Here is a 25,855-nt window from a genome sequence, read left to right as displayed (position 1 = left end):
TATAGGCTGCATATAACGTTTAAAGCGAATGTTAAGCGCTTTTTTTAAGAGCTGATTTTTAGCGTTATCACACCGCAAATGATCATAAGCACACCAGCAATACGCCCAAACGTGGCTGCATCACCGTAAAGTAATATACCCACTAAAAACGTACCCGCAGCACCTATACCTGTCCATACGGCATAGGAAGTCCCCATTGATATTTGCTTTTGTGCAAGCCACAACATAAAACCACTGGCTGTTAAAAATGCAATGGCCATTGCTATTCCCTGCCAGCGTGTGTCGGGATTTTGTGAAATTTTTAAACCAATTGGCCAGCCTATTTCAAGCAAGCCGGCAATGACTAAATAAACCCAAGCCATTAAACATCTCTCTTTTTCAAAATTACGTCGTATAAATCTTCGCGGCGATCTTTTAAATTACGCACTGTCCCTTCGCTATGAAGAATTTTTAGCTTATCCATATCGAGGTCGCTAAATAGTAACATTTCAGTATTAGGTGTGGCTTCATTTAATGTTGCATCATGCGGGAACGAAAAGTCAGATGGCGTCAGTACTGCCGATTGCGAGTACTGTACGTCTAGGCTTTCTACTTGCGGTAAGTTACCCACTGAACCTGCAATAACAACATAACATTCGTTTTCGATTGCCCGTGCTTGTGCACAATGGCGAACCCGTAAATAACTATTTTTAGTATCGGTCCAAAACGGCACAAACAGTATATCAAGCCCTTGCTTAGCTAATATGCGTGAAAGCTCTGGGAACTCTACATCGTAACAAATTTGAATACCAACGCGCCCAGCATCAGTATCAAACACGGCAATTTTGTCGCCGCCTTGAATAACCCAATCATTTTGTTCATGCGGGGTTATATGTATTTTGCGCTGCTCGTCTATTTTACCGCTACGGTGGCATAAATAACTTACGTTATAAATTTTGTCGTCTTCGGCAAGTGGCATAGAACCAGTAATAATGTTGGCGTTATATTCTATTGCCATACGAGACATGGCGTTTTTAAACGTTTCGGTGTATTCGGCTAAATAGCGGATTGCTTCAGTTTGATTGCTTTGCTCAGTTAACCCCATCAGCGGCGCGTTAAAAAATTCAGGAAATAAAATAAAGTCACTTTTGTAGTCAGATACCGTATCTACAAAGTACTCTACCTGCTTGAGCATTTCTTCAACCGACTCAACACAACGCATTTGCCACTGCACTGCGCCTACTCGCACTATCGATTTAGTCGATTCGAGTACGGTGTCGGTTGGCTCGTACATTATGTTATTCCACTCAAGTAAGGTGGCGTAACCTACAGACTCTTGATCCTCTGGTAGGTACTTTTTTAGTAATCGCTTTACCTGAAAGTCGTTAGAAAGCTGAAAGCTTAAAATTGGGTCATAAAGCTCTTTTTGGTCAACCTTTTCAATGTATTCCATTGGCGTCATTTCACTGCTGTGATTGTAATAACGCGGAATACGGCCACCCGCTAAAATAGCGCGTAAGTTATATTGGCGGCACAATTCTTTACGGGCATCATAAAGGCGACGCCCTAAACGCATACCTCGGTGAGTTTCGCTAATGGCAACATCCAAACCGTATAGCGCATCGCCATCGGTATCGCTGAATACACGGTCATGGCCGTCAGCAATGTCTTCGTAGGTATGCGGATTTGAAAAGCGGGCGTAGTCTACTTGCACGCTTAGTGCTAAACCCACCAGCACGCCGTCATCTACTATGCCTATTTGCCCTTCTGGAAACTGATCGATTAATCTAAAAATGGTATGGCTTGGCCATGCGCCACCTAAGTCTGGGTAAGCTTGATCCATTAGCGTTTTTATTTGTGGGTACTGCTCTTTGGTCAAGTTACAAATTTCTAGGTGGGTTTTTTCTGCCGACATACACAACTCCTTGGGGCATGGGAACAAAAAAGCTGAACAAATGCTCAGCTTAATAAACTATATTATGCGTGCTAACTCACTTTGCAAGTTACTTTAAGCTACGATAAAACAATGTGGTTACTCGCTCTTTTGGTAGCCATTTTGCATATTTAAGACCCAGCTCTGATAATGGGTCGGCGTCAAGTACTTGCTGCAAACTTGCATCGTTTTGCATTGCCTTAAGCATAACATCTTTGGCTTTTTGCACCAGCTTACGATACGTTATCAGCCCTGAACGGTCACTTACTGGACCATGCCCCGGAATAACTTGAGTATTATCGTCAATTTGGTTAATAACATCGTCAACCGCAGCTAATACTCCATCAACACTGCCGCCACTATCTACATCAACAAACGGTAAGCTACCAAAATTAAAATAAATATCACCCATGTGAACTATGTTGTCGTTACTAAAAAAGATAACTGAGTCACCATCGGTATGGGCATGTTTGTAATGCACAACGTGTGCGTGTTCGTTATTAAAATGAAGTTTTAAATCGTGACCAAAACTAATACGAGGTAAAAATTTAGAACCCTCACCATGCTTTTCTTTCAAACGCTTATGGACATTGTCGTGCGCAATGACATGTGCACCTGCTTTAGCAAAATTTTCATTGCCGCCGGTATGGTCGCCATGGTGATGGGTATTAATTACAAATTCGGCGCTACCAGGCTTTAAGTCGCTGATGGTTTTTTTAATATCGTCTGAGAGTTTGGCAAACTGATCGTCAATAATATAAATGCCGTCATCACCCACACTTGCAGCAATGTTGCCACCTTGTCCAAATAGTACATATACACTTTCACTTAATTTTTCTGCGGTAACGGGGTTATCGTCTGCATGAGCCGATGCGCTCAGTAGTAAACCTGTTATTAACGCGGGTAGTAATTTTTTCATTTTAGTTCTCCATTGTTAGAGTTATATAGAACGTGATTACTTACATTTTGGCTCACACTACTTTGGTGAGATAACGATTTGATGCATTAGCGTTTGTGGTAATAGCGCAGTTTGCTTCCCTTCAATATAGTCACTAAAACCAGCTCTATAAAACTCTGATAGCGGGTGACCCGATTGGCCACCTGGCACGCTTAAAATAGCATGTTCTAAATGCCCTGGCTGAGCAATAAAACGTTGTGATGCACCAAAACTCCGCCCCTGCACCGCAGGCATATAGGAGTCACCAAATCCTGCAGCGGTTGGCATATTAAGTAACTTTGCCAATAAAGGGATTTGCTTTGCAAAAGGATGTTCGATTACCAGCTCATTTACTTTACCCCACTGCCACTGTTTTATATTAGTGCCAAATTGCTCACTCAATTTATTTACAGTGTGATCAAAAGCGCCCGCTAATTGTTCGTCCCAACTATTAAATTGAGGGTTAATCCAAGATGCAGGCTTATTATTAATAAGTTGCCACAGCGCAGGCTCTAACCCACGTTTGATAGGCTTAAGTGTGCCCTCATACTCATTAAGAGTGACTTCAATATGGTTAAACACAAGGTTAATAACTTCGTCGCGATAGCGTTTAACCAGGGTATAGCCTACCGAAGAAGCACATGCGCATTGCTGCCAGTTTTCAAGCTCTGTGATGTACTTCGCATTTTTAACCTCATTGGTTTTTAACTGCTTGAGTAACAACTCATGCCATGGCATTAAAAAGCGGGCTTGGTTATCAAGCTGTAGTGCGTAAAAGTCGCTCTCGGCAAAGGTTTGTTTTTCAAATAAACGGTCACGAATTTGGCTTGAACGTGCACCTAATGCGTAGCCGCCATTACCAAAACGTGCGTTGTCGCTGGCAGATACAACCCGAGAGTTTCCTGTCCATAATCGCCCGCTGGGTGGGTTTTTAACAAATGGGCGATTAATTTCGTTTTGCTCAAAGAGTGCAGAGTAGTGCTGTGCATTTACACTTAACTCACTGACATTTGTACGCGCCGGAATACCGCCTATATTTTTCCATGCCGCATTACCTAGGTCATCAACAACCATTAAATTCTGTACAGGTATACCCACATTACTTGCAAGGGCGAGCGCATCGTCCACAGTATCTGCTTGCTCAAGCTTTAATAGCTGCATGTTAACCGCATAAGGTTGATGCGCTGCCCAACTAAGCGCATAAGGCTTATCGTTAATGTATTTTACTGGGCCGTATTTACTCATTGTTAGCGAGTAAGTCTCAACGCCTCCTTCTGGTAATAAAATAGGCTCATCAACAAGCCATGTTTTGCTATCGCTATTTAGCTCAATCCAATCGGCAGTATCTAAATAACCGTTAGTGAAACCCCATGCAATTTTATTATTGGTTCCCACTACAATGGCAGGAGTGCCAGGAAGTGATACGCCTGTTATTTGAGATTGTTCACCATTTTGCGTGTAATTAAGCTGCGCTCTGTACCAAATAACGGGCACCGCCATTGATAAGTGCATATCGTCAGACACCATACCAGCTCCTGTTTTTGTAAGCTCTCCGGTAACGGCCCAATTATTACTACCAAGCTCTTGAGGGGCTTCAATGTGGCTTGCAACATGAGTCGTTTGCGATGTAAGAATGGGTAATTCACCTGCAAATGGGGCTAATTTACTACCATCAAGCGCAGCTTGGTACTGGCTAGGTTGCGTTAAAAAATCAACCATATTTTTACTGTATATTTGCTCTAATTGAATCAAAGTTTGATCGCGATTAAATGTCATGCTTTGTAAATCTAAGTAAATACTAAAAATCACTAATAAGCTGTCTTCGCTTTGCCACGGTTTTTGAGTTGCGCCGGTAAGTATATATTCAAAGCTTGCATACCCTACTTGGGCTAAACCTTCGTTTACGCCTTGAGCATAACTTTTTAACAGCTGTTTATCGCGCTCTGGTAAGGTATTTAAAATAGCGAGGCTACGTTTTCGTAGTTGATGAAAACGCATTTTTTTATCAAGCTCAACAGCGGCTTTACCAAATAATTCACTTAGCTCTCCTGCAGCATTACGCCTAAGTAGGTCCATTTGAAAAAATCGGTCCTGTCCGTGCGCATACCCTAAGCCATAAGCGGCATCGTTACGGCTTTTAGCGTTGATAACAGCTTGGCCCAATGTATCACGGGAAATTTTAACGGGGTCATTCACTGCCATGCTGCGCCCGTTGCCATCAAGTGCAGGTAAACTTAAGCTAAGTACCCCATACACAACAGCGGTGCCACTCAGCCCTAAAATTACAATTAATAACAACAAGCGTTTGATTAGTTTATACATTGAGTTGCCCTTTCACCCTTTGCGTTGCTTATATAATAACCACAGATTTATTAAATAATCATGATCTTGCTCGCAAAGGATGAAATAAACATCAAAATCCACGATAATGTCACTTCCACACATCGTGCAGAACTAGTTGAGATCAATATGACTGAAAAAACGTTTATCAAAGGTAAAGACCGCGATTTAGAATCGTCAATCTCTACCATGCAAAACAAGCTAAAAGCCCTAAACATTAATGTTGAAGAGGCGCTTTGGCTTAACCCTGTAGCTAACTGTTATTCGGTTCATATAAAAGATAGCGACTGCGGTGTTATGTTTACTAATGGTAAAGGTGCAACTGATAAAGCATCTATTGCTTCTGCACTTGGTGAATATTTTGAGCGTTTAAGCTGTAACTACTTTTTTGCTGACTTTTACCTAGGTGAAGAATTTGCCAACGGCGAGTTTACTCATTACCCAAACGAAAAATGGTTTAAAGTAGAAGGTGAAGAAGTGCCTGAGGGCATAATGGATGAAAGCCTGTGGGATTACTTTGACCCAGAGCGCGAACTTAACGCATCACACCTTTTTGATTTTAACTCTGGTAATAACGAGCGCGGCATTTGTACATTGCCATACACGCGCCAACGCGATAACCAAGACGTGTACATTCCAGTAAACGTGATTGGTAATATTTTTGTATCTAACGGTATGAGCGCAGGTAACACCAAGTTTGAAGCGCGAGTTCAGGGCTTGTCTGAAGTATTTGAACGCGCTATTAAAAACCGTATTATTGCTGAAGGCATTTGTTTACCAATCGTGCCTGAAGAGGTTGTTAAGCAGTACCCACAAATTCACGAAGCGTGTGAAGAACTGCGTAGCCATGGTTTTCATTTACGTATTGCCGATGCATCACTAGGCGGTAAATACCCAGTAATGAGCGTAACGCTGATTAACCCAACAGATGGCTCTGTATTTGCATCGTTTGGTGCTCACCCTTCATTTGAAGTAGCCCTTGAGCGTACCGTTACAGAACTTTTACAAGGTCGTCGCCTTGATCAGCTTGATGTGTTCCAACCGGCTACATTTGATAACGACGAAGTAGCAACGCCTGAAAACATTGAACTGCACTTTATTGATTCTAGCGGTTTAATATCGCATGACTTTTTCCGTGCAACGCCTGATTTTGACTTTGTTCATTGGGACTTTAGCGGCACAACAGAGCAAGAATACAACTTCTGTACTGACTTAATCCACAGCATGAACCACGACATTTACATTATGGATTACACGCACTTAAACGTGTATGCATGTCGAATTTTAGTACCGGGCATGTCAGACATTTACCCAGTAGATGAACTAATTTGGCGTAACAACAACGAAGGCGCTAAATTCCGTGAAGCATTCCTATCGCTTGATAAGTACGATGCCGAGCAATGGATGGACATTTACGATAGCTTAGAGGAAGCCGGCCACAGCGATATTATTCGCGCAGCAGAGTTTATTGGCCTTGCAACCGATGCCGATACACCTTGGCATACGCTACGTATTGGTGAGCTTAAAGCGCACCTATGTTTAGCCGCAGGCAGCGAAGAAGCAATTGATTGGGTTGATTGGATACTGCATACAGGCCAAGTAAACGAAGAGGCAATGCGCCATTTCCGCTGCTTAAAAGCCATTCTTGAAATTAAATACGATGACGAGCGTGAATACGCCGACTACCAAGATGCACTGGGTTTAATGTTTGGTAGCGACAACGTAGCGCTTGCAATTGAAATTGCTGAAGGCCGTACATTATTTAATGGTTTAACCTTCCCAGGTTTATCGCTTGAAGGCTTTAAAAAGCATGCAGCGCTACTTGATGGCTACCGTAAGTTACATGTAGCTAAGCAAAATCATTGGGCGCGTGAAGTAAGCGACTCATAGTTTTAAAATGCTATCTATAAAAATAAAATGGCGCTTATGCATAAGCGTCATTTTAATTTGTACAATAAATAGCTATAGTGGAATAGCCTAAATTCAAGCCAATAGTAGCTAATGCCACCAACTAACAATAAAAAAGCAAGTGCGCACAACTATAACCGAACTTTTTGGTTATCGATGACACTACTACTGCTTATTAGTGTTGTACTAGAGCGCATTAATTACACTCGCGTGAAAGACGCTCATCGCCTTCAAATCCTCTCCGATGTAAGCACCTATAGAGCACAACTAGAAGCCATTTTAATTTCTAACATTCAGTTAGTACGCGGCTTAGGCGTGGCTGTTTCTGCAGAGCCTAACTTAAATCAAGAACGCTTTGCACAAATTGCAGCCCCCCTTTTTAATACATCAAAAGAGCTTAGAAATATTGGCGGTGCACCCAATATGATTATTAAAATGACTTACCCGCTTGAAGGAAATGAAGCGGCTCTGGGCCTCAACTTGCTGGCGAATAAAAATCAACGCGCTGACGCTATTAAAGCGCGAGACACCAACACAATTATAATGGCTGGCCCGTTAACGCTAGTGCAAGGAGGTGAGGCACTCATAGCGCGTGTGCCAGTCTATACCCCGCCTGATAAAAATTTTTGGGGATTACTTTCTGTTGTTCTAGATATTAATAAAATTTATAAAAACGCCGGAATTTTAGATCTTAAAGAAAAATATAACGTTGCACTCCAAGGCAGAAATGGGCTGGGCGATAAAGGCGAGTTTTTTTTTGGTGACGCCGCAATATTAAATCAAGATCCCCTCGCATTTTCGTTAAACTTTCAAGGCGGAAGCTGGCAGTTATACGTTGCACCCAAGCAGGGCTGGAGCCCACCCAACTCAGCAGTTTGGCCATTACGTTTAGCAATAATTATTATTTGTGCGTTACTTACATGGGCATTTTTGTTCTTTTTAAAAATGCTTGACCGCCAGCAAAAAAACGAAAGAATGCTAGAAACCATGAGCGATTTGGCGCAAATAGGTGCGTGGTCGTTTAATTTAGAAACTAAGCAAGTTTATTGGTCAGATATGACTAAAAAACTGTTTAAATACCCACTCAATACCCAGCCACAATGGCCTGAAGATTTAAGCTATTTTAAAGAGGGCGAAAGCAGAGAAACGATCAAACCTCTACTCGAACGTGCTATTAAATATGGCCATAGTTATGAAGTTGAACTAGAGGTAATAAACGGTGAAGGGGAAGCGGTATGGGTACTTGTTAACGCAGAAGCTGAACATAAAAATGGTCGATGTGTGCGTATTTTTGGTTCGCTACAAAATATTGATACCCGTAAAAAAATTGAATTAGAAAACAGCTTTACAGCACTACACAATGAAACGTTAGCCTCATTAACGGTTAATAAGCTCATTTTAAACGGTAAACTTAGCCAATCAAAAGACATACTCACTGAGGCTATTTGCCATGCTTTAAAAATTGAGCGTGCCAGCATTCGTTTTTATAACGAAGACCAAACACAGTTAATACCGTTTGCACTGCATAATAAATTAACACAAGCCGAGAGCGTTGAACTAACCTGGCTTAGAAAACACCTTCCTGACTTTTTTAATATGCTTGATCACCAAGCTGTATTTAATATTCCTGACGTTATTCATAATTCAGCGCTATCTCCTTTGTCGCCATATTACTTATTGCCATTGGGAATAAAATCGATGCTGTGCGTAACAATCCCTGCCGGCAACGGGGTATTAGGAATAATATGTGCTGAGCAATGCAAAACCACACGCTTGTGGACAAAAACGAAGAAAGTTTTTTAATCACAGTGGCTACACTTATAGGCAGTTTACATTCAAGCCAGCAACGCATAGAAGCAGAACAAGAATTAGTAGAAGCTAAGGAATTAGCCGAGCAAGCGGTGGCAGCAAAAAGTGAATTTTTGGCAACTATGAGCCACGAAATTCGCACTCCTATGAATGGGGTGCTAGGCATGCTAAATATAATTAAGCAAACAAAGTTAGATCAACAACAAGCACATCATATAGAGCTTGCGCAATCATCTGCCGAATCATTGCTTAATATTATTAATGACATATTAGACTTCTCTAAAATGGAAGCGGGTAAACTTAATATTGATAGTATTCAATTTAATCTCCCAAAATTATTAGGTGAAGTGGTTGAATCATTTGCACTAAAAGTAGAGCAAAACAATACAAAACTAATTTTAGACGCAACCCAAATTACAGTAAGTGAAATAATTAGTGACCCGAATAGGCTTAGGCAAATTCTTAATAACTTGATTGGTAATGCTGTTAAATTTACTAAAAATGGTGACGTTATTATTATAGCCAGAGTGGACGACTCCACCGATGAAGCCTTTTTAGTAGTGCTCAGTAATTGACACTGGTATTGGTATTAATAAAAACCAGCAAACATCATTATTTAATTCATTTACACAGGCCGACACTTCAACTACGCGCCAATTTGGCGGTACAGGCCTTGGGCTAACGATAGTAAAACAACTATGTGAATTAATGGACGGAAGCGTCAGTGTCAACAGTGTTGAAGGCGAAGGCAGTACGTTTTCATTTAGTGTAAAAATACAGCCTAGATTAAGTAAAGAGCAAGATTTACCAAGCCATCTAATAAACAACAAACGTATTTTAATTATTGATAAGTGCCACTTAAATACCAGTATAGCCACTAAACAGCTGAAAATTTGGGGGGCCCATGTGGAGTTTATTAATGACTATAATGAGGTGCTGATACACTTAGAAGAGATGGCTCGTTCATACGATGCAATTTTAGTTGATTATCACTTTTTTTCTGTTGCTGCAAAAACGCAAACAACCGCCTTACAAAACTTTATTAAAAAGTTTAAATGTAAATCAGTAATTATGGCGCCAATGAGTTATTCACAAAAAGAATCAATGCTTAAAATGAATGTCGACTGCATGATTTTTAAACCTCTTACGCCATCAGATCTGTTTGATTCACTCACTAATGAAAAATTTTTAGAGCAGCAATTAAATCAGGCGCAACTCACTAATACACTTACAAAAGCACCTATTAAAGATTCATCAGAGCCCGTTTTATTGTTAGTAGAAGACAATAAGATAAATCAAGTTGTGGCCTCTGCATTGTTAAAAGAGGCCGGGGTGATCTTTGATATTGCTGAAAATGGTGAGCAAGCAATTAGCAAACTAAACGCCAAACAAAATAACCCGTATAAACTTATTTTAATGGATTGCCAAATGCCAATAATGGATGGTTATCAAGCCACGCAGGCAATCAGACAAGGCGGAGCAGGTGAAAAATATAATGCTGTATCAATTATTGCTTTAACGGCTAATGCCATGCAAGGCGATAGAGAAAAATGTATTGCTGCGGGCATGGACGATTACTTAACTAAGCCGCTTGATATGGCCGCCTTAAAACCCAAGTTGCAGCACTGGCTTGGCAGTTAAATAAGGCTTACCACTAATTAGCATTAACAATTAATATTTTTAAGGGTACTTATGCAGTTATCACCACACCAACAACGTGTTATTGGTTGTCTCCTAGAAAAACAAAGCACTACACCAGAGCATTATCCTTTGTCACTGAATGGGTTAACCAATGCATGTAATCAAAAATCGAATCGCGATCCTGTTCTTAATTTAACCGAAAGTGATGTGCAAGTTGCGCTAGATGAACTTAGTGACATGCGCCTAGTTACTGTTGATGAAGCACTTTCGGGGCGAGTAAATAAATACGACCACCGCTTTTGTAATACCGAATTTAGTAGCTTACAGTTTTCAGCACAACAACGTGCCATTATTTGCCTATTGCTGTTACGCGGCGCCCAAACACCCGGTGAATTAAGAACACGCAGCGCTCGTCTCGCTGATTTTAATAATGTAGATGAAGTTGAAAATGCGCTAAATAAATTAATTGAAAATGAGCAAGTTGCCAAGTTACCGCGCGAAGCAGGTAAACGTGAAAGCCGATATATTCATTTATTTGGTGAGCAACCAATTACGCCTGATAGCGATACCATTAATTTACCCAGCGAAGCCATTAAAGATAAAGAGCTAAACGATTTATTACGCGAAGTAGAAGAGTTAAAAGCAGAACTTGACCAGATAAAAGCACATTTAGGGCTTTAAATAAGTAAAACTAAATCACATAATAAGTTTATTGCGTATCACATTTAAAATCTTACAAGGAGCCGGCAATGCGCGCCGAAATAATGGCTGAAATGAAAGTTCAGCCAACCATTGATGTAAACGCTGAGATCTCTCGTCGAGTTAACTTTATAAAAGCACGTTTAGTTGCGGCCCACTCACGCTCGCTTGTGCTTGGTATTAGTGGCGGGGTTGATTCTTCAACTTGCGGCCGTTTATGCCAATTAGCTGTTAACGAATTAAATGAAGAACACAGCACCAACAAATATCAATTTATTGCTGTGCGCCTACCTTACGGCGTGCAAGCTGATGAAGACGAAGCACAAATGGCGGTAGATTTTATTCAGCCAAGTAAGCGTATGACCGTTAATATTCAGCCTGCTGCTGATGCTTTACATGAGCAAGTGTTAATCGCAATGACTAGCAGCGGTGACGCATTACCAGAGCAAGCTCAAATAGATTTTATTAAAGGTAACGTTAAAGCACGCCAACGTATGGTTTCTCAATACGAAATTGCTGGTTTTAGCCAAGGCTTGGTTGTAGGTACCGATCATAGCGCAGAAAACATTACAGGCTTTTACACTAAATTTGGCGATGGTGCATGTGATTTAGCGCCTCTTTTTGGTTTATCTAAGCGCCAAGTTCGCGCACTAGCGACTGCCCTAGGTGCGCCAGCAGTGCTTGTTGAAAAAGCCCCTACAGCCGATTTAGAAAGCGACCGACCGGGCCTCACCGACGAAGAAGCGCTCGGTTTAAGTTACAATCAAATTGATGATTTTTTAGAGGGCAAACCTGTCTCTGAAGAGGTGGAGCAAAAGTTAATCGGTATATATCTGCGCACGCAACATAAACGCCAGCCAATACCAACAATTTACGATTGATATGAGTGATATAAAAAGCAATTAACAGCATCTAGTTTAATTGCTTTTTTGATCGCCCTACTCAAATATTACGTACACATTGCACTTAACGTACTAATATTTATTAAAAACTTGCCAAAGAGAACACTGCATTATATGACATCGCCTATTTTAATTACTGGCGCAGGCCAACGAATCGGCCTAGCCCTTGCTCAGCATTACTTAACCCAAGGGCAAAAAGTGATTATTACTTATCGTACTCGCCATGATGCCGTAGAAAAACTAGCGCAGCAGGGAGTGACTTGTATCCATGCCGATTTCAGTACTGATGCGGGAATTAATGAGTTTATTAATACATTGAAAGCCCATACCCAATCCTTAAAGGCTGTTATACACAATGCATCTAGCTGGGACTGTGAAGCAAATAATCCAGACCACGCTAAGCTTTTTGATAACATGATGCGCATTCATGCCAAAACACCCTACTTAATTAATATGCAGTGCGCTGACTTACTTTTAGCGCACCAGCAAGCTAGCGGTGCTGCGGCTGATATTGTGCACCTTACTGACTATGTGGTTGAAACAGGAAGCCCTAAGCATTTGGCATATGCGGCAAGCAAGGGCGCACTTGATAATCTAACAAAATCGTTTAGTGCTAAATACGCACCAAATATAAAAGTAAATGCGGTTGCGCCTTCGCTTATTATTTTTAACGAGCACGACGACGAACAATACCGCGCTAAAACACTCAAAAAATCATTGATGGGCATCGAACCTGGGTGCCAAGAAATTATAAACAGCATTGATTTACTATTACAAAGTCAGTACATAACAGGGCGCTCTATCCCTGTTGATGGCGGACGTCATTTAAAGTAAAAAACACTGAGACACCTATGCATAACGAATTAAAAGACAGCTACCAAAAAATTATAACCGCCGTAGGCGAAGACGCTGAACGCGAAGGTTTATTAGACACACCAAAACGTGCTGCAAAAGCAATGGAATACCTGACACAAGGGTATCGCCAAACGCTTGATGAAATTACTAATAATGCCGTATTTACCTCTGATGCAGATGACATGGTACTTGTGCAAAATATAGAACTTTACTCTATGTGTGAGCACCACTTGCTACCATTTATTGGCCGCTGCCATATTGCTTATATTCCAAACGGCAAGGTGCTGGGGTTATCTAAATTTGCGCGTATTGTTGATATGTTTTCGCGTCGTTTTCAAATACAAGAACAGTTAACACATCAAATTGCCAAAGCCGTTGAAGAAGTGACTGGCGCAAAAGGTGTAGGCGTTATTGTTGAAGCTAAGCACATGTGCATGATGATGCGCGGTGTAGAAAAGCAAAATTCAAGTATGCGTACATCAGTAATGCTGGGTAACTTTAGAAGCGACCCTAAAACACGCAACGAATTTTTGCAGCTTATTAAAGGGTAATCTATGGCCAACGCAATTATTAATGTTACTAACTTACGCTTACGTACATTTATTGGTTTTAATCCTGAAGAACGTGAAAAAAAGCAAGACGTAGTGATCAACCTTGAGATTCACTACCCTGCCGACAACGCATGTAAAACCGATGAAGTAGACCAAGCACTTAACTATAAAGTGATCACCAAAGAGGTGATTAGTTTAGTTGAGCAAGGACACTTTTTATTACTAGAAAAGCTAGTCGCTGAAATTCTTGCTGTTTGTCATTCACACCCGAGTGTAAATTATGCCAAAGCCCGTGTAGATAAACCGCATGCGCTTCGCTTTGCTGACTCTGTATCGTTAACACTTGATTGGACAAAGTAGTGTGCGTATAGCTTAAATAAGAGCTTCGACTCCCACGGCAAGGGCAATAACCGCTAAATAGCGTGCGCCTTTGCCAAGTGTTACTAAAAGTAAAAACACGCTAAACCTCACTTTAAAAATACCGCCAATAACTGTTAATGGGTCGCCAACAACAGGCAGCCATGCAAACAATAGGCTATATACGCCATATTTATTAAACTGATTTTGTGCCTTTTCAAGCCCTTGTTCTGATACCGGAAACCACTTTTTATGTTTAAAACGTAAAACTTGCGTGCCTAACCAATAGTTAACACAGCTTCCCAATACATTACCTAGTGTTGCTACCAACCATAAAAGCCAAAGGTTAACTTGGCTTTGTGTGATCATTCCCACCATGATCACCTCTGAAGAACTCGGCAATAGCGTAGCTGAAATAAATGCGCTTAAAAACAGCGTTAGATAAAGCATAATAACCTTGCGGGAAAAGGTAAAACCCCAGCCTAAGGCTAAGGTCTGTTTATACAAATAATTGAGCGCTTATTTTATCAAATTTAAACTCAGTGGATAATTAAACTCTTTACCTTCATTGGCTTTAATACTCGCTAAAACCACCATAATAAAAGAAAAGATAGCCACAATAGGTAATAAAATTACACCGATCACAACAAACATCAATACAAAACAAATAATATAGGCAATTGCCATGGTTATCTGAAAATTAAGCGCTTTTTTACCGTGCTCATTGACCATTTGCATTTCATCTTTTTTTAATTAACCAAATAATTAATGGTCCTATGATTGAACCAAACGGCACAATAAATCCAGCAAACGCGCTTAAATGGCACAACATTGCCCATGTGCGCTCATCTTTATTTACTACTTTAACCTGTTGATTTTCTTCCATAACACAATCCTTTAATTTTTATAATGCGGTTTAATTATACACAGGTCTATAAGTTTTCTGGCGTATTTATTTACAAAAATCACAACCTACATTCCTGTGATAAAAAAGTGATAAGTTTGTGAGAGTTTCTGGAGACGATTGTTCAATACTTATCTCGAATCATCACTTACAGGAAATAAAAAATGAAAGCTTCAACTTTTACACTTGCAACTCTTTTAGCGGTAGCTAGCCAGTCAACCATGGCTGCAGAGTTAGACTTAACAATAACCAACCTAACCCAAGGCATTCACTTCACTCCGCTACTAGTTACAGCACACAACAGTGAAGATAAGCTTTTTGAAGTTGCAACTGAAGCTTCTACCGCATTACAAACAATGGCTGAAGGTGGCAACATTGCTGAGCTAATGGCACAAGCCACTGCAGCAGGTAGCGATATGGCTGCAAACCCAGCAGAAGGTCTATTAGCACCATCGTCATCAACCATGACAACACTAATGACGACAGACGGTAACGATTACTTATCAGTGACCGCTATGTTACTACCTACAAACGATGGCTTTGTTGGCCTTGATAGCTGGAAAATACCAACCGAAGCCGGTACCTACACAGTTTACTTAAATGCATACGATGCGGGCACTGAGCAAAATAATGAGCTAGTGGTTGAAGGTTCTGGAGCACCTGGTACGCCAGGTATTCCTGCAGCACCAGGTGGTGATGCGGGTACAGGTGGCGCAGGCTTAACAAGCACCGATAGCAACATTAATGTGCATATTCACCCTGGTACACTAGGTGACGACGACTTAACCGCTGGTAATAGTGATTTAAGCAACACGGTTCACAGATGGTTAAACCCTGTAGCTAAACTAACCGTTACGGTTAAGTAGGAGCGTAATCATGGCATCTTTAAATAACTTTAAAAAAAGCATCGTGGTTGTTGCACTTGCAGCTTCACTTGCAGCCTGTGGCGACAACGACAGTAACGATCCTGTTCAAGTTGTCACACCGCCGACTCCTGAGCCTGTAAGCTATACATTTGATGTAACCGTCAGTAATTTAACCGCAGGGCAGCCACTATCGCCTATTGCCATTATTGCACATACAGAAGGCACACTTTGGCAAATAGGTAGTCCTGCATCGGTTGCATTAGAAACAATGGCTGAAGGAGGCGACAACAGCCAACTACTTGCATTAGAAAACGCCATTGCAAATGCATCAAGCGAAGGCCCTGTTGGACCTGGCGCAAATACTACGATTACATTAACAACAGACTCACTTGAAGCACTCAAGCTTTCACTTGCCACTATGATGGTGAACACAAATGATGGATTTACCGGTCTTAGTGCTTTAGACGTATCTTCATTAGCCGTGGGTGACTCTTTAATTCGCACCACTGTTGCTTATGATGCAGGTACTGAAGCAAATACAGAAGCAGCTGGTACGATACCCGGTCCTGCTGATGGCGGAGAAGGTTTTAATGAAGCCCGTGATGATGTTAATTTTGTAGCAAGACACCCAGGTGTAGTTACAAATGAAGATGGCTTATCTAGTTCAGTACTTAGCCCTGAACATAAGTTTGATAACCCATTAGCAAAAGTGGTTATTACCCGCACTCAGTAATTCGTTTATCAGTATTAACCTTGATATACCAGCTTGTAATGGGGAAGTAGGGGCGCACGGAAGCCCCCTTTTTTACGAGGATAAACAATGCGTCATGAAAAATTACTCATAGTTGAAGACGACAGAGAAATTGGTAAATTAATTACCACACAGCTTACATCGCTAAATTTACATGTGGATCATGTTATAAGTGCTGAGCTGGCTCTAAGAAAAATTGCCAAGCACCCCTACGGGCTTATTTTACTGGATATAAACCTACCGCAAATGGATGGATTAAGTTTATGTCGTAAAATAAAAGAGCACTATCCAACGACCTCCGTTATTTTACTCACCGCACTAAGTAGCGACATGGATAGGGTTATTGGCCTAGAAATGGGCGCAGACGACTATATTTGTAAACCCTTTTTTGCACGTGAACTTCAAGCTAGAGTAAAAACCCAACTTCGACACAGAGCACAGTTACTCGCCAGCCAAAATACCGATGAACCCTCTGTTGCAAGTGAACAAACCCTTAAAGTTGGCTCATTAAACATTGAGTTTGACTCTCATCAAGTGTATTTGGCCGAACAGGCAATTAACCTAACTGCCACCGAGTTTGATTTGCTGGTGTATTTTGCACGCCACCCTAACCATGTATTTAGTCGCCAGCAACTACTTGATAAAGTCTGGGGCTACCAACATAGCGGTTACGAACATACTGTTAATTCACATATTAATCGGTTGCGCGCAAAGCTTGAATTGCACCAATCGACACCTATTATAGAAACCGTTTGGGGTGTGGGATACAAACTCAATCCAAGCCAACTTAATTAAGATTTTTATTATGAGACTTTCTTTGTACCAAAAATTAGCAGTGTCGTTAGCCGTTATTTTTTGTTTTATTTGCGCGCTGGTTTATAGCTGGAGTAAACAACTAGAACTCAACTCTAAACACCATGGAGAACAAAATTTACATTTAGCGCTAGCTGAGCATTTAGTACAAGATAACCCATTGATAAAAGAAGGCGTATACGATTACGAAGCCCTTGAAAACCTATTTCATACCTTAATGTTACTCGGCCCCGCCTTTGAATTTTACTTTGTAGACGAAAACGGAAAAATATTAACTTACTCCGCAGAACCCGGAAAAGTGAAGCGTACACATATTAATTTAACGCCATTAAAGCACCTTATAGCTAACCCAAGTGCTACACCAGTTTATGGCGACAACCCAAGAAACCCTGAGCAACAAAAAATATTTTCTGTGGCGCCTGTTTTTAATAACAACACATTGCAAGGGTATTTATATGTGATTATTGGTGGTGAGGCATACGACACCTCTCTTAATCATATAAAAAGTAACGACTCGTTATTATTGGCTGCCATATGGCTAGGCTCAGCACTCGTTTTTTTATTTATTGCGATGCTTATTTTACTGCGATTTTTTACAAACCCTATTCAACGCCTTGCAAAAGATGTAAGCAAAATTGAGGCTGCAAACTACAGCCTAAACGACACAAAACTGAGTATTTATTCAACTCAAAAAAGTAATGAAGTCCATAGCTTAAGCCGAACTATTCAAGCAATGCTCACACGTATAAATGAGCAATTTAAAGCACTAGAGCAAGGCGATAAACAACGCAAAGAGCTACTTACTCACTTATCTCATGACTTACGTACGCCACTGGCTTCGTTACAAGGTTTTTTAGAGGTGTTAAATCAGTCAGGTGACAAACTAAGTGCGCAAGAGCAGCAAGAGTACTTGCAAGTATCACTAAATAACTGTGGTCAACTTAAGCAACTAATAGAGCAAATTTTTGAACTCGCACACCTCGAAAATGGCGAAATAAGCATCAACAAAGAAACATTTAACCTAGGTGAACTTATTTACGATTGTATTGCTAAGTTTAGTTTGGCCGTAGAGAAAAAAGGCATTAATTTATCGGTTGATCCAGAAATTTGTGACTTTCCTGTCATTGCCGACATAGCCAAACTTGAGCGTGTTTTAAGTAACTTAATCGATAACGCCATTAGGCATACCCCGCGTGACGGCAGTATTGCTGTGCGTGTAAAACGCGGTAATGACAATCAATTATTTGTGCAGGTTTCTGATACCGGCGTGGGTATTAAACACGAAGAGTTAAATGCCATTTTTGATCCTCATTACCAAGCTAGTAATTCTAACAAAGCCGGCCGACAACAAGGTGGTTTGGGCCTTGCTATTTGCCGCGGGCTATTAAAACTCATGGACAGTGAAATAAATGTACAAAGTGAACTAGGCAAAGGCACTATGTTTAGCTTTAATTTGCCACAAAAAAAGGCGTAACTTAACGTTACGCCTTAGCTCATTACTTAGTTGAATTGTGGGACCGCTGACCTTTGCAAATTAAATCAACAGCCCCTAGGGTTTGTTATTTTTTTATACCCGCTAAATCAAGCATAAATGCATAATTTAACGCGGCATCTTCTAGGCGTTTAAAACGGCCAGAAGCACCGCCATGTCCGGCTTCCATATCTATTTTAAATAATAGTTTATTATCATCTGTTTTGTAGTCACGCAGCTTAGCAACCCATTTTGCTGGCTCAAAATATTGAACCTGTGAATCGTGTAAACCTGTAGTAACTAACATATTAGGGTAGTCTTGCTTACTGACCTGATCGTACGGTGAATAAGACAACATATAATCGTAATATTCTTTCTCGTTAGGGTTACCCCACTCGCCATACTCGTTAGTTGTAAGCGGAATCGTTTCATCTAGCATAGTAGTAACCACATCAACAAACGCAACCTGTGCAACCATGCCTTTATAAAGCTCAGGCGCTTGGTTTGCCACTGCACCCATTAATAGTCCACCCGCACTGCCGCCTTGTGCAAATATGTTGTCTTTTGCACCATACTTTTGCTCAACTAATGACTTAGTTACATCTACAAAGTCGTTAAACGTGTTCTTTTTGGTAAGTAGCTTACCCGCTTCGTACCACGGGCGACCTAACATTTGCGAACCACGTACATGGGCAATTGCAAATACAAAACCGCGGTCAAGCAACGTTAATCGTGCAGACGAAAAGCTCGGATCCATTGTTGCGCCATACGAACCATAGCCGTATTGCAATAATGGGTTAGTGCCATCTTTTTTAAATAACTCTTTTCGATACACCAAACTCACCGGTACTTTTACGCCATCGCGTGCTGTTACAAAAATACGTTCTGAGGCATAGTTGTCCGCGTTAAAGTCACCTAATACTGTTTGTTGTTTTAATAATGTTTTTTCGCCAGTGGCCAAATTAACATCATAAGATGAACCCGGCGTCGTCATACTGGTGTAGTAAACACGCAGCGTATCGCTGTCTAATTCGTTATTACCGTACGCATTAATTGTATATGCACTGTCGTTAAAGCTTAGTGGTAACTCTTTGCCCGATGTTAAATTACGCGCAATCAGTGTTGATTGGCCCATTTCGCGTTGTTGGTATACTAAGTAGTCATCAAACAACTCAACACCTTCGAGTTTAATACCCTCGCGCGCAGGGATCACGCTTTGCCAATTTGCTTTATCACCGGCTTTATCAATATCTACTTTCATAAGCTGAAAGTTAACGGCATTTAAATTAGTAACAATGTAATAAGTATTGCCTAATTTGGAAATGCTGTATTCAAGGTTGGCTTCACGTTCAATTAAGCGCTTAGGCTTAGCGTTTACATCATTTGCATTAAGTACTGACAAACCCGATGCATCAGTACTGCTATGCCAAATATAAATTTCTGAGCCGTCTTTGCTCTTGCTCATACCTGTGTAATAGCTTGTGTCTGTTTCTTCGTAAACAAGCTCGTCATCGCTTTGTGGTGTACCAAGCGTATGACGATAAACCTGATACCCGAGTAAGGTTTGCGCGTCTTTTTTGATGTAATAGACTGTTTTATTGTCGTTCGCCCACACAACATAACCACTGGTGCCTTCAAGCGTGTCGTCTAATAATTTACCAGTGCTTAAATCCTTAATTTTTATGTTGTAAACACGGCGACTTACCGTATCTTCACCATACGCCATTAAGTTGTCATTTGGGCTGACATTTAGGCCACTAACCGCAAAATAGTCATGACCTTTAGCCAATTCATTTACGTCTAAAATAACTTCCTGATCGGTGCCTGCAAAATCACTACTGCGTAAGTAAGTGGCGTACTCATTATCGCCGCGAGTTTGCGACGAGTAATAGTACTGGCCGTCTTTTACCGGAACAGAGTCATCATCTTTTTGGATTCGCCCTTTAAGCTCTTCAAATAAACTACTTTGTAATTTTTTAGTATGCGCAAGCATAGCGTCAGAATACGCATTTTCGGCTTCTAAATAGTTAATGATCTCAGGTGCTTTTCGCTCGTCATCTCTGAGCCAGTAGTAATTATCGATACGTGTATCGCCATGAATGGTCATTTCATGGGGTACTTTTTTAGCAATTGGTGCAACCGCTGTTACAGTTTGAGCTGACTCAACTTGAACCGTATTTTTTTGAGTTTCTTCGGGGGCTTTATTACACCCGCTTAAAATAGCAAGCGAGAGTGCAGCAAGTGCAAAGGGAGTACGTGTCATCAGGCAAAGTCCTTATTATTTTTGTTACCTAAATATACCTAAAATTAATACCTTTTGTGATTTAGTTTGTGAAGCTATGTAAAAAGGGAGCCGAAGCTCCCTTTAATTTAGTACTTAATCATTTTTAAGCTTACTTTTGCTTACGACGACGCATGAATGCGAACGGTGCTACTAGAAGCGTTAACCAAGCTAATGAACCTGACGAACTTTTCTTCTCTGGCTCTGGAATAACAACTGCCGGAGGTACTACTGCAGTTACATTAACAGTTACAGTTACAGGCTCAGAAACATTGCCTCGAATATCAATCGCAACAACTTCCATTTCAGCAGTAGTATCACCTGCTAGCATGTTGGTGTCAGCAACCACAATTTGACCTTGCTCATCAACACCTAACCCAATATTTGTGTTTGATTGAACGTAGTACTCAGAAACCGCTAAGTCAAAATCGGCTTCTTCAATTGTAAGCGCTCCAACTACTGTACCATCAGCCGCATCTTCAGAAACTGAGAATTCACCACCTACTAAGATAGGCGCCTCAATAGCTGGTAATGTAAGCTCTTCACTTGTCATTGCTTTAATGATGTTAGTGCCAGCACCTTGAGATAAAACAAATGGACCACTTGCAGATACCATTGCTTTTTCACCAGGTAGAAGTGATGCAACGGCTTCGCCAGTTTCAAGCGAAGTCATTTGAACTTCAGGCTGAACACCAAATACCACAGAGCCAGTTACACTGTCTGTCTCAGAGAAAACACCTGACTGGTAGCTTGGGTAACCAACAGATACTCTAAAGTTCATTGGCTGACCAAGTAACGACCCATCAATGTTCATTAGCTCAGAACAACCAGTAAATGTGATTGTATCCTCACCTGCTGAATGAAGAAGTGGTGTACCCCATGCCCAACCATCATTACCAGCACCGTCAGTAGTACCAATTAATGTACGGCTACGGCCTGGTGAAGCCGTTGTACGGCCACGGTCATTTAAGTTTTGTAAGAACTGATCAGCAACACCATCATTATCTGTATCAATTTCAACTCTGTAACCAGCCTGGAAAGTGTGCGTTAGCGGATCACGTAATTGAATTGATGAAGTGATGTAAATACCTGAATCACAGAAGTCTGCACCAAATGCAGAGAATGTGCTCGACAGAATATTATACTCAGCCTCTTCCATTGTTTTCTCTGTGCCTACTGCAATGATGCTTTCGGCTTGAGGAGTGATTTCAGTCTGACCTGTATTTTCAAGTACTAGTGCAACTTTATTGTCAATTAGCTCGGCAGTATAACTTAGCTCTGTCGCTGCTTTCGGCATTGCATGATACACAACGTGTAGATCGTGAGTTGTATCTGTTGACGCATCATCAAATACTAACGCACCATCAAACTCAATCGATGTTAGTGCAGCACTGCGAGCAGCAATGTCATCAGCACTAAATGGATTCTCTAATTCCCATGCAGGTAGTTTACTTGGGTCAACCATCATTGTGATATCAAAGTTTACTGCTTGCCCAGCTGGAATTGTTACTGATTCTGGGAAATCCCAGCTAACAGCTTCAGTTTTTTCGTCGCTTTCGTAACGTGCTTCAGTACGAAGGTTATATGTTTTCGCTTCAGCAGAGAAGTTTTTAACAGTGACCGTTTTAGTGATAGAACCGGCTTCTGCAAGGCTCACTAAACCATAAGAAAGGGCAGCTTGTTTTGTATCAAACTCAGCATTGTGTACCCATGCTGCAACAGGTAAGTTAACAGCCTTAGTTACATCAACTAAACCAGCACCTATCATACTAATAGGCGCAAGCTCTGAATCAGGATTAATAGCAAGAGGTTCGTTAGTTACTTCAAGGTTTGCCGCGTTCATAATCGTTGCTTTAATTTCAAACGCATTACGATTTGGATGAGCTTCACGGATCATAGCAACCGCACCGGCTGTAATTGGACCTGAGAACGAGGTACCCGACACAGGATTAGTGCCAGTTTGAGTTCCTGCTGCTGCTACGTCAATACTTGTACCTGGCGCTGTAATTTCTGGTTTAAGTAAGCCATCCATTGAAGGGCCGCGTGATGAGAATGTTGCCACAGCACCCGCTGTTGTTTTAATCTCAACACTAATATCAAATGTTGCAGGGCCGCCAGCTTCTAGCTGTGCTTTTAGTGCAGCACCCGCTGCAAAATTAATCCCAACGTTTTTAATAGTTACGTCAGCATCAAAACCACCCATTGGGGCTGGTGTGCCATCGTCAACGTTATTTGCAATAAATACAAACTCTGCACCTTTAGCTTGTGCGTTTAGTACTTTTTGTGTAAATGCACAGGCACCACGATCTATTAGTACCGCTTTACCTGTAAAGTCAACATCGTCTGCAAAAGCGTCACAGCCGTTTTGATTTGCTGTAGGGTATACTAAATCAATATCAGCACCTGATAGGGTAAAGCCATCTTGTGGGCCAAAACCTGACGCTTGAATATCGCCTTCAACGCCTGCAACTGTTCCACTTGCAATACCAACTTCTGTTGTTGGATGTGTCATTGCACCAACAGATAAGGCATTAGGAGTTGTACTTGGGCCACCAACACGGAATGGGTTATCACCATCGTTACCGGCAGAAATTACCATGTTAACACCTAATTCAACAGCACGTTGAACTAGGTATTGTGTACCACCACCAGTGTAAGTATCACCAAATTCACCACCAAGAGACATGTTCATCACGTCAACACGATCTGAAATATCGCCATCACCGTTAGGATCCATTGCAGCCTCTAATGCAGCTGCTTGTGCTGCACTTGGACAACCACCGCCACATACAGAATATGCGTATAGCTCAACCTCTGGAGCAATACCGTTTACAGAGTTTGCAGATGATGTACCATGATTTGTTGGATCACCTGTTGACGGTGAATTTGCAGCATCATTTTCAATTGGATCTGCATCATCACGAATAAAGTCATAGCCACCTTGTACAATGCCTTGCGGCCATGTAACTGTTGTAGGATCTTCTTGTGCCGCTAGGTATGCTTCAACAGTACCTGCACCGCCAAATGCTGCGTGAGTATAGTCAATACCTGTATCTAGTACTGCAACGCGCTGACCTTTACCACTTACAATACCATCAGTAATTAATGGTTTAGCGTTAATATAATCAGAGCTTGCAGCAACGTGAAGTTCACGGTCAAACATTGGTAATACTTTTGCAACGCGATCATCTTTTGCAATCTGCTTTAAAGCTTCAGGTGTTGCTTGAACTATTAACGTTGGAGCAAGAATCTTTGTTTTGCCAATTACTTTTGCATCAAAATCTAAGTTACTCAACTCTGCAGTCATTATGTCTTGAAGCTGCTCAACCTGAGCTGTTATTTCACGGCTACTTGAAGCCTGATAAGTTCCAGCTGATACTGCATCCACAGATGTTGTTGCTTTAAGAACGATCATATGAGCTGAAGGCTCTTTTTTGTCTGCTGCAACTTCAACTACTTGTTCTACTTGTTTGTAGTTAATATTTGCTTTTGGTAATTCAGCGGCACTTGCAAGTGTTGCCACAAATGCGCTAGAAACAGCCGTCGCTATCGCTGTCTTTTTTATTATATTGTTACTCATGAGTTCCCCTAGGATATTTTATGTATTATTGTAGTCACATTAATAAAGCAAATTACAATGTATGGACGAATATAAAACGTTCACCCCCCACCAAGCAACACTTTGGTTACAAATAAGCATTAAGCACATAAAAAAAACAATCAAACAAGCACCAAGCAACTGATATAAATAAATAAAACCACATTTCACTTTTGTGAATATTTGTAAACAAAAACTGCATAATAACTAGGTACTTTATGAATAATGATGTGATCAACATTTTAACTATGGCTAAAGTAATACAAACAGCTGTTGCACCAGTGTTTTTAATAACCGGTATTGCAGCTACACTTGGCGTTTTATCAAACCGCTTGGCTCGTATTACAGACCGTGCAAGGCAATTGGAGCGCAAACTAAAAGTAAGCACCGATGAAGATTTTAATAAATCGCTTGCAACTGAGCTTCGCGCTCTATTAAAACGCTCCCGTTGTATACACATAGCCTTTAGTTTAAGTGTTTTGAGCGCTTTGCTTGTATGCGCAGTGGTTATGCTATTATTTTTATCTCACATTCAATCAATAAACTTAGGCGTTACTATCGCCAGCTGTTTTGTGGCCGCTATGGCGTTGTTAATATGTGCGTTTATGTCGTTATTAGGTGAAGTTTTCTTAGCAACTCGCAGTATGCGACGAGGGATGATATTTGCTGATATTGATATGAACGATTAACTTTTAGTTAATTTTTCTGTATTAGCTTGAATAAAACCAATAGCTAAGATACAAAGCAATAGTCAAAAAATAGTTAACAGGGGCAATAATATGAAATTTAAAAAGATTCTAGCGGGTGCATTACTAACAACATGCGCGCTAAGTGTATCTGCAAACTCTGCGTTTAAAGAGCCAAGCGACGCTATTGAATACCGTCAAAGTGCTTTTTCTATGCTATCAGTTCAAATTGGCGATATGGGCGCAATGCTTAAGGGCAAAGTTCCATTTGATGCAGAACAATTCAAAATGCGTGCAAATAACGCAGCAGCGCTCTCAAAAATGCCTTGGGAAGCGTTTTACGCAGGAACAGACAAAGGCGATACATCGGCACTAGCTGCTGTTTGGTCTGAAAATACGGTATTTGTTGAAAAAGCCAATGCGTTTGCTGCAAACGCAGACAAACTTGCTCTAGCTGCCCAATCTGGCGACAAAGCGGTTATTGGTAAAGCCTTTGGTGCTTGGGCGAAAGGTTGTAAAGATTGCCACAAGCAATTTAAAGACTAATTAAAAAATTGATAAAACAAAAAAAGGA

The 25,855-nt window shown here is 41.0% G+C and carries 19 protein-coding genes and 2 pseudogenes; 13 read left to right on the top strand and 8 right to left on the bottom strand.

Annotated elements, in window-relative coordinates; all coding sequences use genetic code 11:
* Positions 1 to 44 precede the first annotated feature (44 nt).
* The 4 genes from P20480_RS09685 to P20480_RS09700 all read right to left on the bottom strand — a co-directional run bounded on the left by P20480_RS09685 (position 45) and on the right by P20480_RS09700 (position 5,171).
* Positions 45 to 362 carry a DMT family transporter gene (locus P20480_RS09685; RefSeq protein ID WP_006792480.1) on the bottom strand — a complete coding sequence of 106 codons (318 nt, stop codon included), beginning with the start codon at positions 360 to 362 and terminating at the stop codon, positions 45 to 47.
* Entirely contained in the window at positions 362 to 1,894 is a 1,533-nt protein-coding gene (locus P20480_RS09690; RefSeq protein WP_008129436.1) for a bifunctional GNAT family N-acetyltransferase/carbon-nitrogen hydrolase family protein, read from the bottom strand. The genes P20480_RS09685 and P20480_RS09690 overlap by 1 nt, the downstream gene beginning before the upstream one ends.
* An 88-nt stretch (positions 1,895 to 1,982) precedes the next feature.
* On the bottom strand, positions 1,983 to 2,831 hold the full coding sequence (locus P20480_RS09695; RefSeq protein WP_006792482.1) for an MBL fold metallo-hydrolase: 849 nt from the start codon (positions 2,829 to 2,831) through the stop codon (positions 1,983 to 1,985).
* A gap of 57 nt (positions 2,832 to 2,888) precedes the next feature.
* On the bottom strand, positions 2,889 to 5,171 hold the full coding sequence (locus P20480_RS09700; RefSeq protein WP_008129433.1) for a penicillin acylase family protein: 2,283 nt from the start codon (positions 5,169 to 5,171) through the stop codon (positions 2,889 to 2,891).
* Positions 5,172 to 5,318: 147 nt separating this feature from the next.
* Between P20480_RS09700 and ycaO the strand changes: the two genes are divergently transcribed.
* The 7 genes and pseudogenes from ycaO to folX all read left to right on the top strand — a co-directional run bounded on the left by ycaO (position 5,319) and on the right by folX (position 13,914).
* On the top strand, positions 5,319 to 7,079 hold the full coding sequence (gene ycaO / locus P20480_RS09705) for a 30S ribosomal protein S12 methylthiotransferase accessory factor YcaO (protein ID WP_008129431.1): 1,761 nt from the start codon (positions 5,319 to 5,321) through the stop codon (positions 7,077 to 7,079).
* 111 nt (positions 7,080 to 7,190) lie between these two features.
* Positions 7,191 to 10,547 (top strand): annotated as a pseudogene (locus P20480_RS18065) (ATP-binding protein).
* Positions 10,548 to 10,598: 51 nt separating this feature from the next.
* On the top strand, positions 10,599 to 11,228 hold the full coding sequence (locus P20480_RS09710) for a YceH family protein (protein ID WP_008129426.1): 630 nt from the start codon (positions 10,599 to 10,601) through the stop codon (positions 11,226 to 11,228).
* Positions 11,229 to 11,296: 68 nt separating this feature from the next.
* Positions 11,297 to 12,127, top strand: coding sequence for an ammonia-dependent NAD(+) synthetase (gene nadE / locus P20480_RS09715; RefSeq protein ID WP_006792487.1), 831 nt, complete (start codon positions 11,297 to 11,299; stop codon positions 12,125 to 12,127).
* Positions 12,128 to 12,262: 135 nt separating this feature from the next.
* Positions 12,263 to 12,982 carry a dihydromonapterin reductase gene (folM, locus tag P20480_RS09720; RefSeq protein ID WP_008129425.1) on the top strand — a complete coding sequence of 240 codons (720 nt, stop codon included), beginning with the start codon at positions 12,263 to 12,265 and terminating at the stop codon, positions 12,980 to 12,982.
* A 17-nt stretch (positions 12,983 to 12,999) separates the two neighbouring features.
* A complete protein-coding gene (gene folE / locus P20480_RS09725; RefSeq protein ID WP_006792489.1) occupies positions 13,000 to 13,554 on the top strand; it encodes a GTP cyclohydrolase I FolE in 555 nt (184 codons plus the stop codon).
* Between the two features lie 3 nt (positions 13,555 to 13,557).
* Complete coding sequence (folX, locus tag P20480_RS09730) at positions 13,558 to 13,914, top strand: dihydroneopterin triphosphate 2'-epimerase (RefSeq protein ID WP_008129424.1); 357 nt, start codon at positions 13,558 to 13,560, stop codon at positions 13,912 to 13,914.
* A 12-nt stretch (positions 13,915 to 13,926) separates the two neighbouring features.
* On the opposite strand, the gene P20480_RS09735 is transcribed toward folX, so the two are convergent.
* Together P20480_RS09735 and P20480_RS20090 are read right to left on the bottom strand one after the other, a co-directional pair.
* Entirely contained in the window at positions 13,927 to 14,361 is a 435-nt protein-coding gene (locus P20480_RS09735) for a YqaA family protein (RefSeq protein WP_006792491.1), read from the bottom strand.
* Between the two features lie 69 nt (positions 14,362 to 14,430).
* A pseudogene (locus P20480_RS20090) lies at positions 14,431 to 14,797 on the bottom strand (DUF4870 domain-containing protein).
* A gap of 182 nt (positions 14,798 to 14,979) precedes the next feature.
* Here P20480_RS20090 and P20480_RS09740 point away from each other — a divergent pair.
* The 4 genes from P20480_RS09740 to P20480_RS09755 all read left to right on the top strand — a co-directional run bounded on the left by P20480_RS09740 (position 14,980) and on the right by P20480_RS09755 (position 18,719).
* Positions 14,980 to 15,681 (top strand): spondin domain-containing protein, encoded by a 702-nt coding sequence (locus tag P20480_RS09740; protein ID WP_006792493.1) that lies wholly within the window; start codon positions 14,980 to 14,982, stop codon positions 15,679 to 15,681.
* Between the two features lie 10 nt (positions 15,682 to 15,691).
* The gene (locus tag P20480_RS09745) at positions 15,692 to 16,414 is read left to right on the top strand and encodes a spondin domain-containing protein (RefSeq protein WP_008129420.1); all 723 of its coding nucleotides are present in this window, start codon (positions 15,692 to 15,694) and stop codon (positions 16,412 to 16,414) included.
* A gap of 87 nt (positions 16,415 to 16,501) precedes the next feature.
* On the top strand, positions 16,502 to 17,227 hold the full coding sequence (locus P20480_RS09750) for a response regulator transcription factor (protein WP_008129419.1): 726 nt from the start codon (positions 16,502 to 16,504) through the stop codon (positions 17,225 to 17,227).
* A gap of 10 nt (positions 17,228 to 17,237) precedes the next feature.
* Positions 17,238 to 18,719 (top strand): sensor histidine kinase, encoded by a 1,482-nt coding sequence (locus P20480_RS09755; RefSeq protein WP_008129418.1) that lies wholly within the window; start codon positions 17,238 to 17,240, stop codon positions 18,717 to 18,719.
* A gap of 85 nt (positions 18,720 to 18,804) precedes the next feature.
* Here the strand turns inward: P20480_RS09755 and P20480_RS09760 are convergent, their stop codons facing one another.
* Positions 18,805 to 20,979, bottom strand: a complete 2,175-nt coding sequence (locus P20480_RS09760) for a S9 family peptidase (protein WP_008129417.1) — start codon at positions 20,977 to 20,979, stop codon at positions 18,805 to 18,807.
* 130 nt (positions 20,980 to 21,109) lie between these two features.
* Positions 21,110 to 24,577, bottom strand: coding sequence for a S8 family serine peptidase (locus P20480_RS09765; RefSeq protein ID WP_008129416.1), 3,468 nt, complete (start codon positions 24,575 to 24,577; stop codon positions 21,110 to 21,112).
* 236 nt (positions 24,578 to 24,813) lie between these two features.
* On the opposite strand from P20480_RS09765, the gene P20480_RS09770 reads away from it, so the two are divergent.
* Complete coding sequence (locus tag P20480_RS09770; protein ID WP_006792500.1) at positions 24,814 to 25,284, top strand: DUF2721 domain-containing protein; 471 nt, start codon at positions 24,814 to 24,816, stop codon at positions 25,282 to 25,284.
* A gap of 90 nt (positions 25,285 to 25,374) precedes the next feature.
* Entirely contained in the window at positions 25,375 to 25,827 is a 453-nt protein-coding gene (locus P20480_RS09775) for a c-type cytochrome (protein ID WP_008129412.1), read from the top strand.
* Positions 25,828 to 25,855: the final 28 nt, after the last annotated feature.

It is taken from the genome of Pseudoalteromonas sp. BSi20480 (assembly GCF_000241365.1).
Classification (GTDB): Bacteria; Pseudomonadota; Gammaproteobacteria; order Enterobacterales; family Alteromonadaceae; genus Pseudoalteromonas; species Pseudoalteromonas marina.
Note: the sequence above shows the minus strand (reverse complement) of the source record. Positions and strands in the feature narration are given on the sequence as shown.

Coding starts and splice junctions, on each gene's coding strand:
- P20480_RS09685 (WP_006792480.1), bottom strand. CDS start 362: ATGGCTTGGGTTTATTTAGTCATTGCCGGCTTGCTTGAAATAGGCTGG.
- P20480_RS09690 (WP_008129436.1), bottom strand. CDS start 1,894: ATGTCGGCAGAAAAAACCCACCTAGAAATTTGTAACTTGACCAAAGAG.
- P20480_RS09695 (WP_006792482.1), bottom strand. CDS start 2,831: ATGAAAAAATTACTACCCGCGTTAATAACAGGTTTACTACTGAGCGCA.
- P20480_RS09700 (WP_008129433.1), bottom strand. CDS start 5,171: ATGTATAAACTAATCAAACGCTTGTTGTTATTAATTGTAATTTTAGGG.
- ycaO (WP_008129431.1), top strand. CDS start 5,319: ATGACTGAAAAAACGTTTATCAAAGGTAAAGACCGCGATTTAGAATCG.
- P20480_RS09710 (WP_008129426.1), top strand. CDS start 10,599: ATGCAGTTATCACCACACCAACAACGTGTTATTGGTTGTCTCCTAGAA.
- nadE (WP_006792487.1), top strand. CDS start 11,297: ATGCGCGCCGAAATAATGGCTGAAATGAAAGTTCAGCCAACCATTGAT.
- folM (WP_008129425.1), top strand. CDS start 12,263: ATGACATCGCCTATTTTAATTACTGGCGCAGGCCAACGAATCGGCCTA.
- folE (WP_006792489.1), top strand. CDS start 13,000: ATGCATAACGAATTAAAAGACAGCTACCAAAAAATTATAACCGCCGTA.
- folX (WP_008129424.1), top strand. CDS start 13,558: ATGGCCAACGCAATTATTAATGTTACTAACTTACGCTTACGTACATTT.
- P20480_RS09735 (WP_006792491.1), bottom strand. CDS start 14,361: ATGCTTTATCTAACGCTGTTTTTAAGCGCATTTATTTCAGCTACGCTA.
- P20480_RS09740 (WP_006792493.1), top strand. CDS start 14,980: ATGAAAGCTTCAACTTTTACACTTGCAACTCTTTTAGCGGTAGCTAGC.
- P20480_RS09745 (WP_008129420.1), top strand. CDS start 15,692: ATGGCATCTTTAAATAACTTTAAAAAAAGCATCGTGGTTGTTGCACTT.
- P20480_RS09750 (WP_008129419.1), top strand. CDS start 16,502: ATGCGTCATGAAAAATTACTCATAGTTGAAGACGACAGAGAAATTGGT.
- P20480_RS09755 (WP_008129418.1), top strand. CDS start 17,238: ATGAGACTTTCTTTGTACCAAAAATTAGCAGTGTCGTTAGCCGTTATT.
- P20480_RS09760 (WP_008129417.1), bottom strand. CDS start 20,979: ATGACACGTACTCCCTTTGCACTTGCTGCACTCTCGCTTGCTATTTTA.
- P20480_RS09765 (WP_008129416.1), bottom strand. CDS start 24,577: ATGAGTAACAATATAATAAAAAAGACAGCGATAGCGACGGCTGTTTCT.
- P20480_RS09770 (WP_006792500.1), top strand. CDS start 24,814: ATGAATAATGATGTGATCAACATTTTAACTATGGCTAAAGTAATACAA.
- P20480_RS09775 (WP_008129412.1), top strand. CDS start 25,375: ATGAAATTTAAAAAGATTCTAGCGGGTGCATTACTAACAACATGCGCG.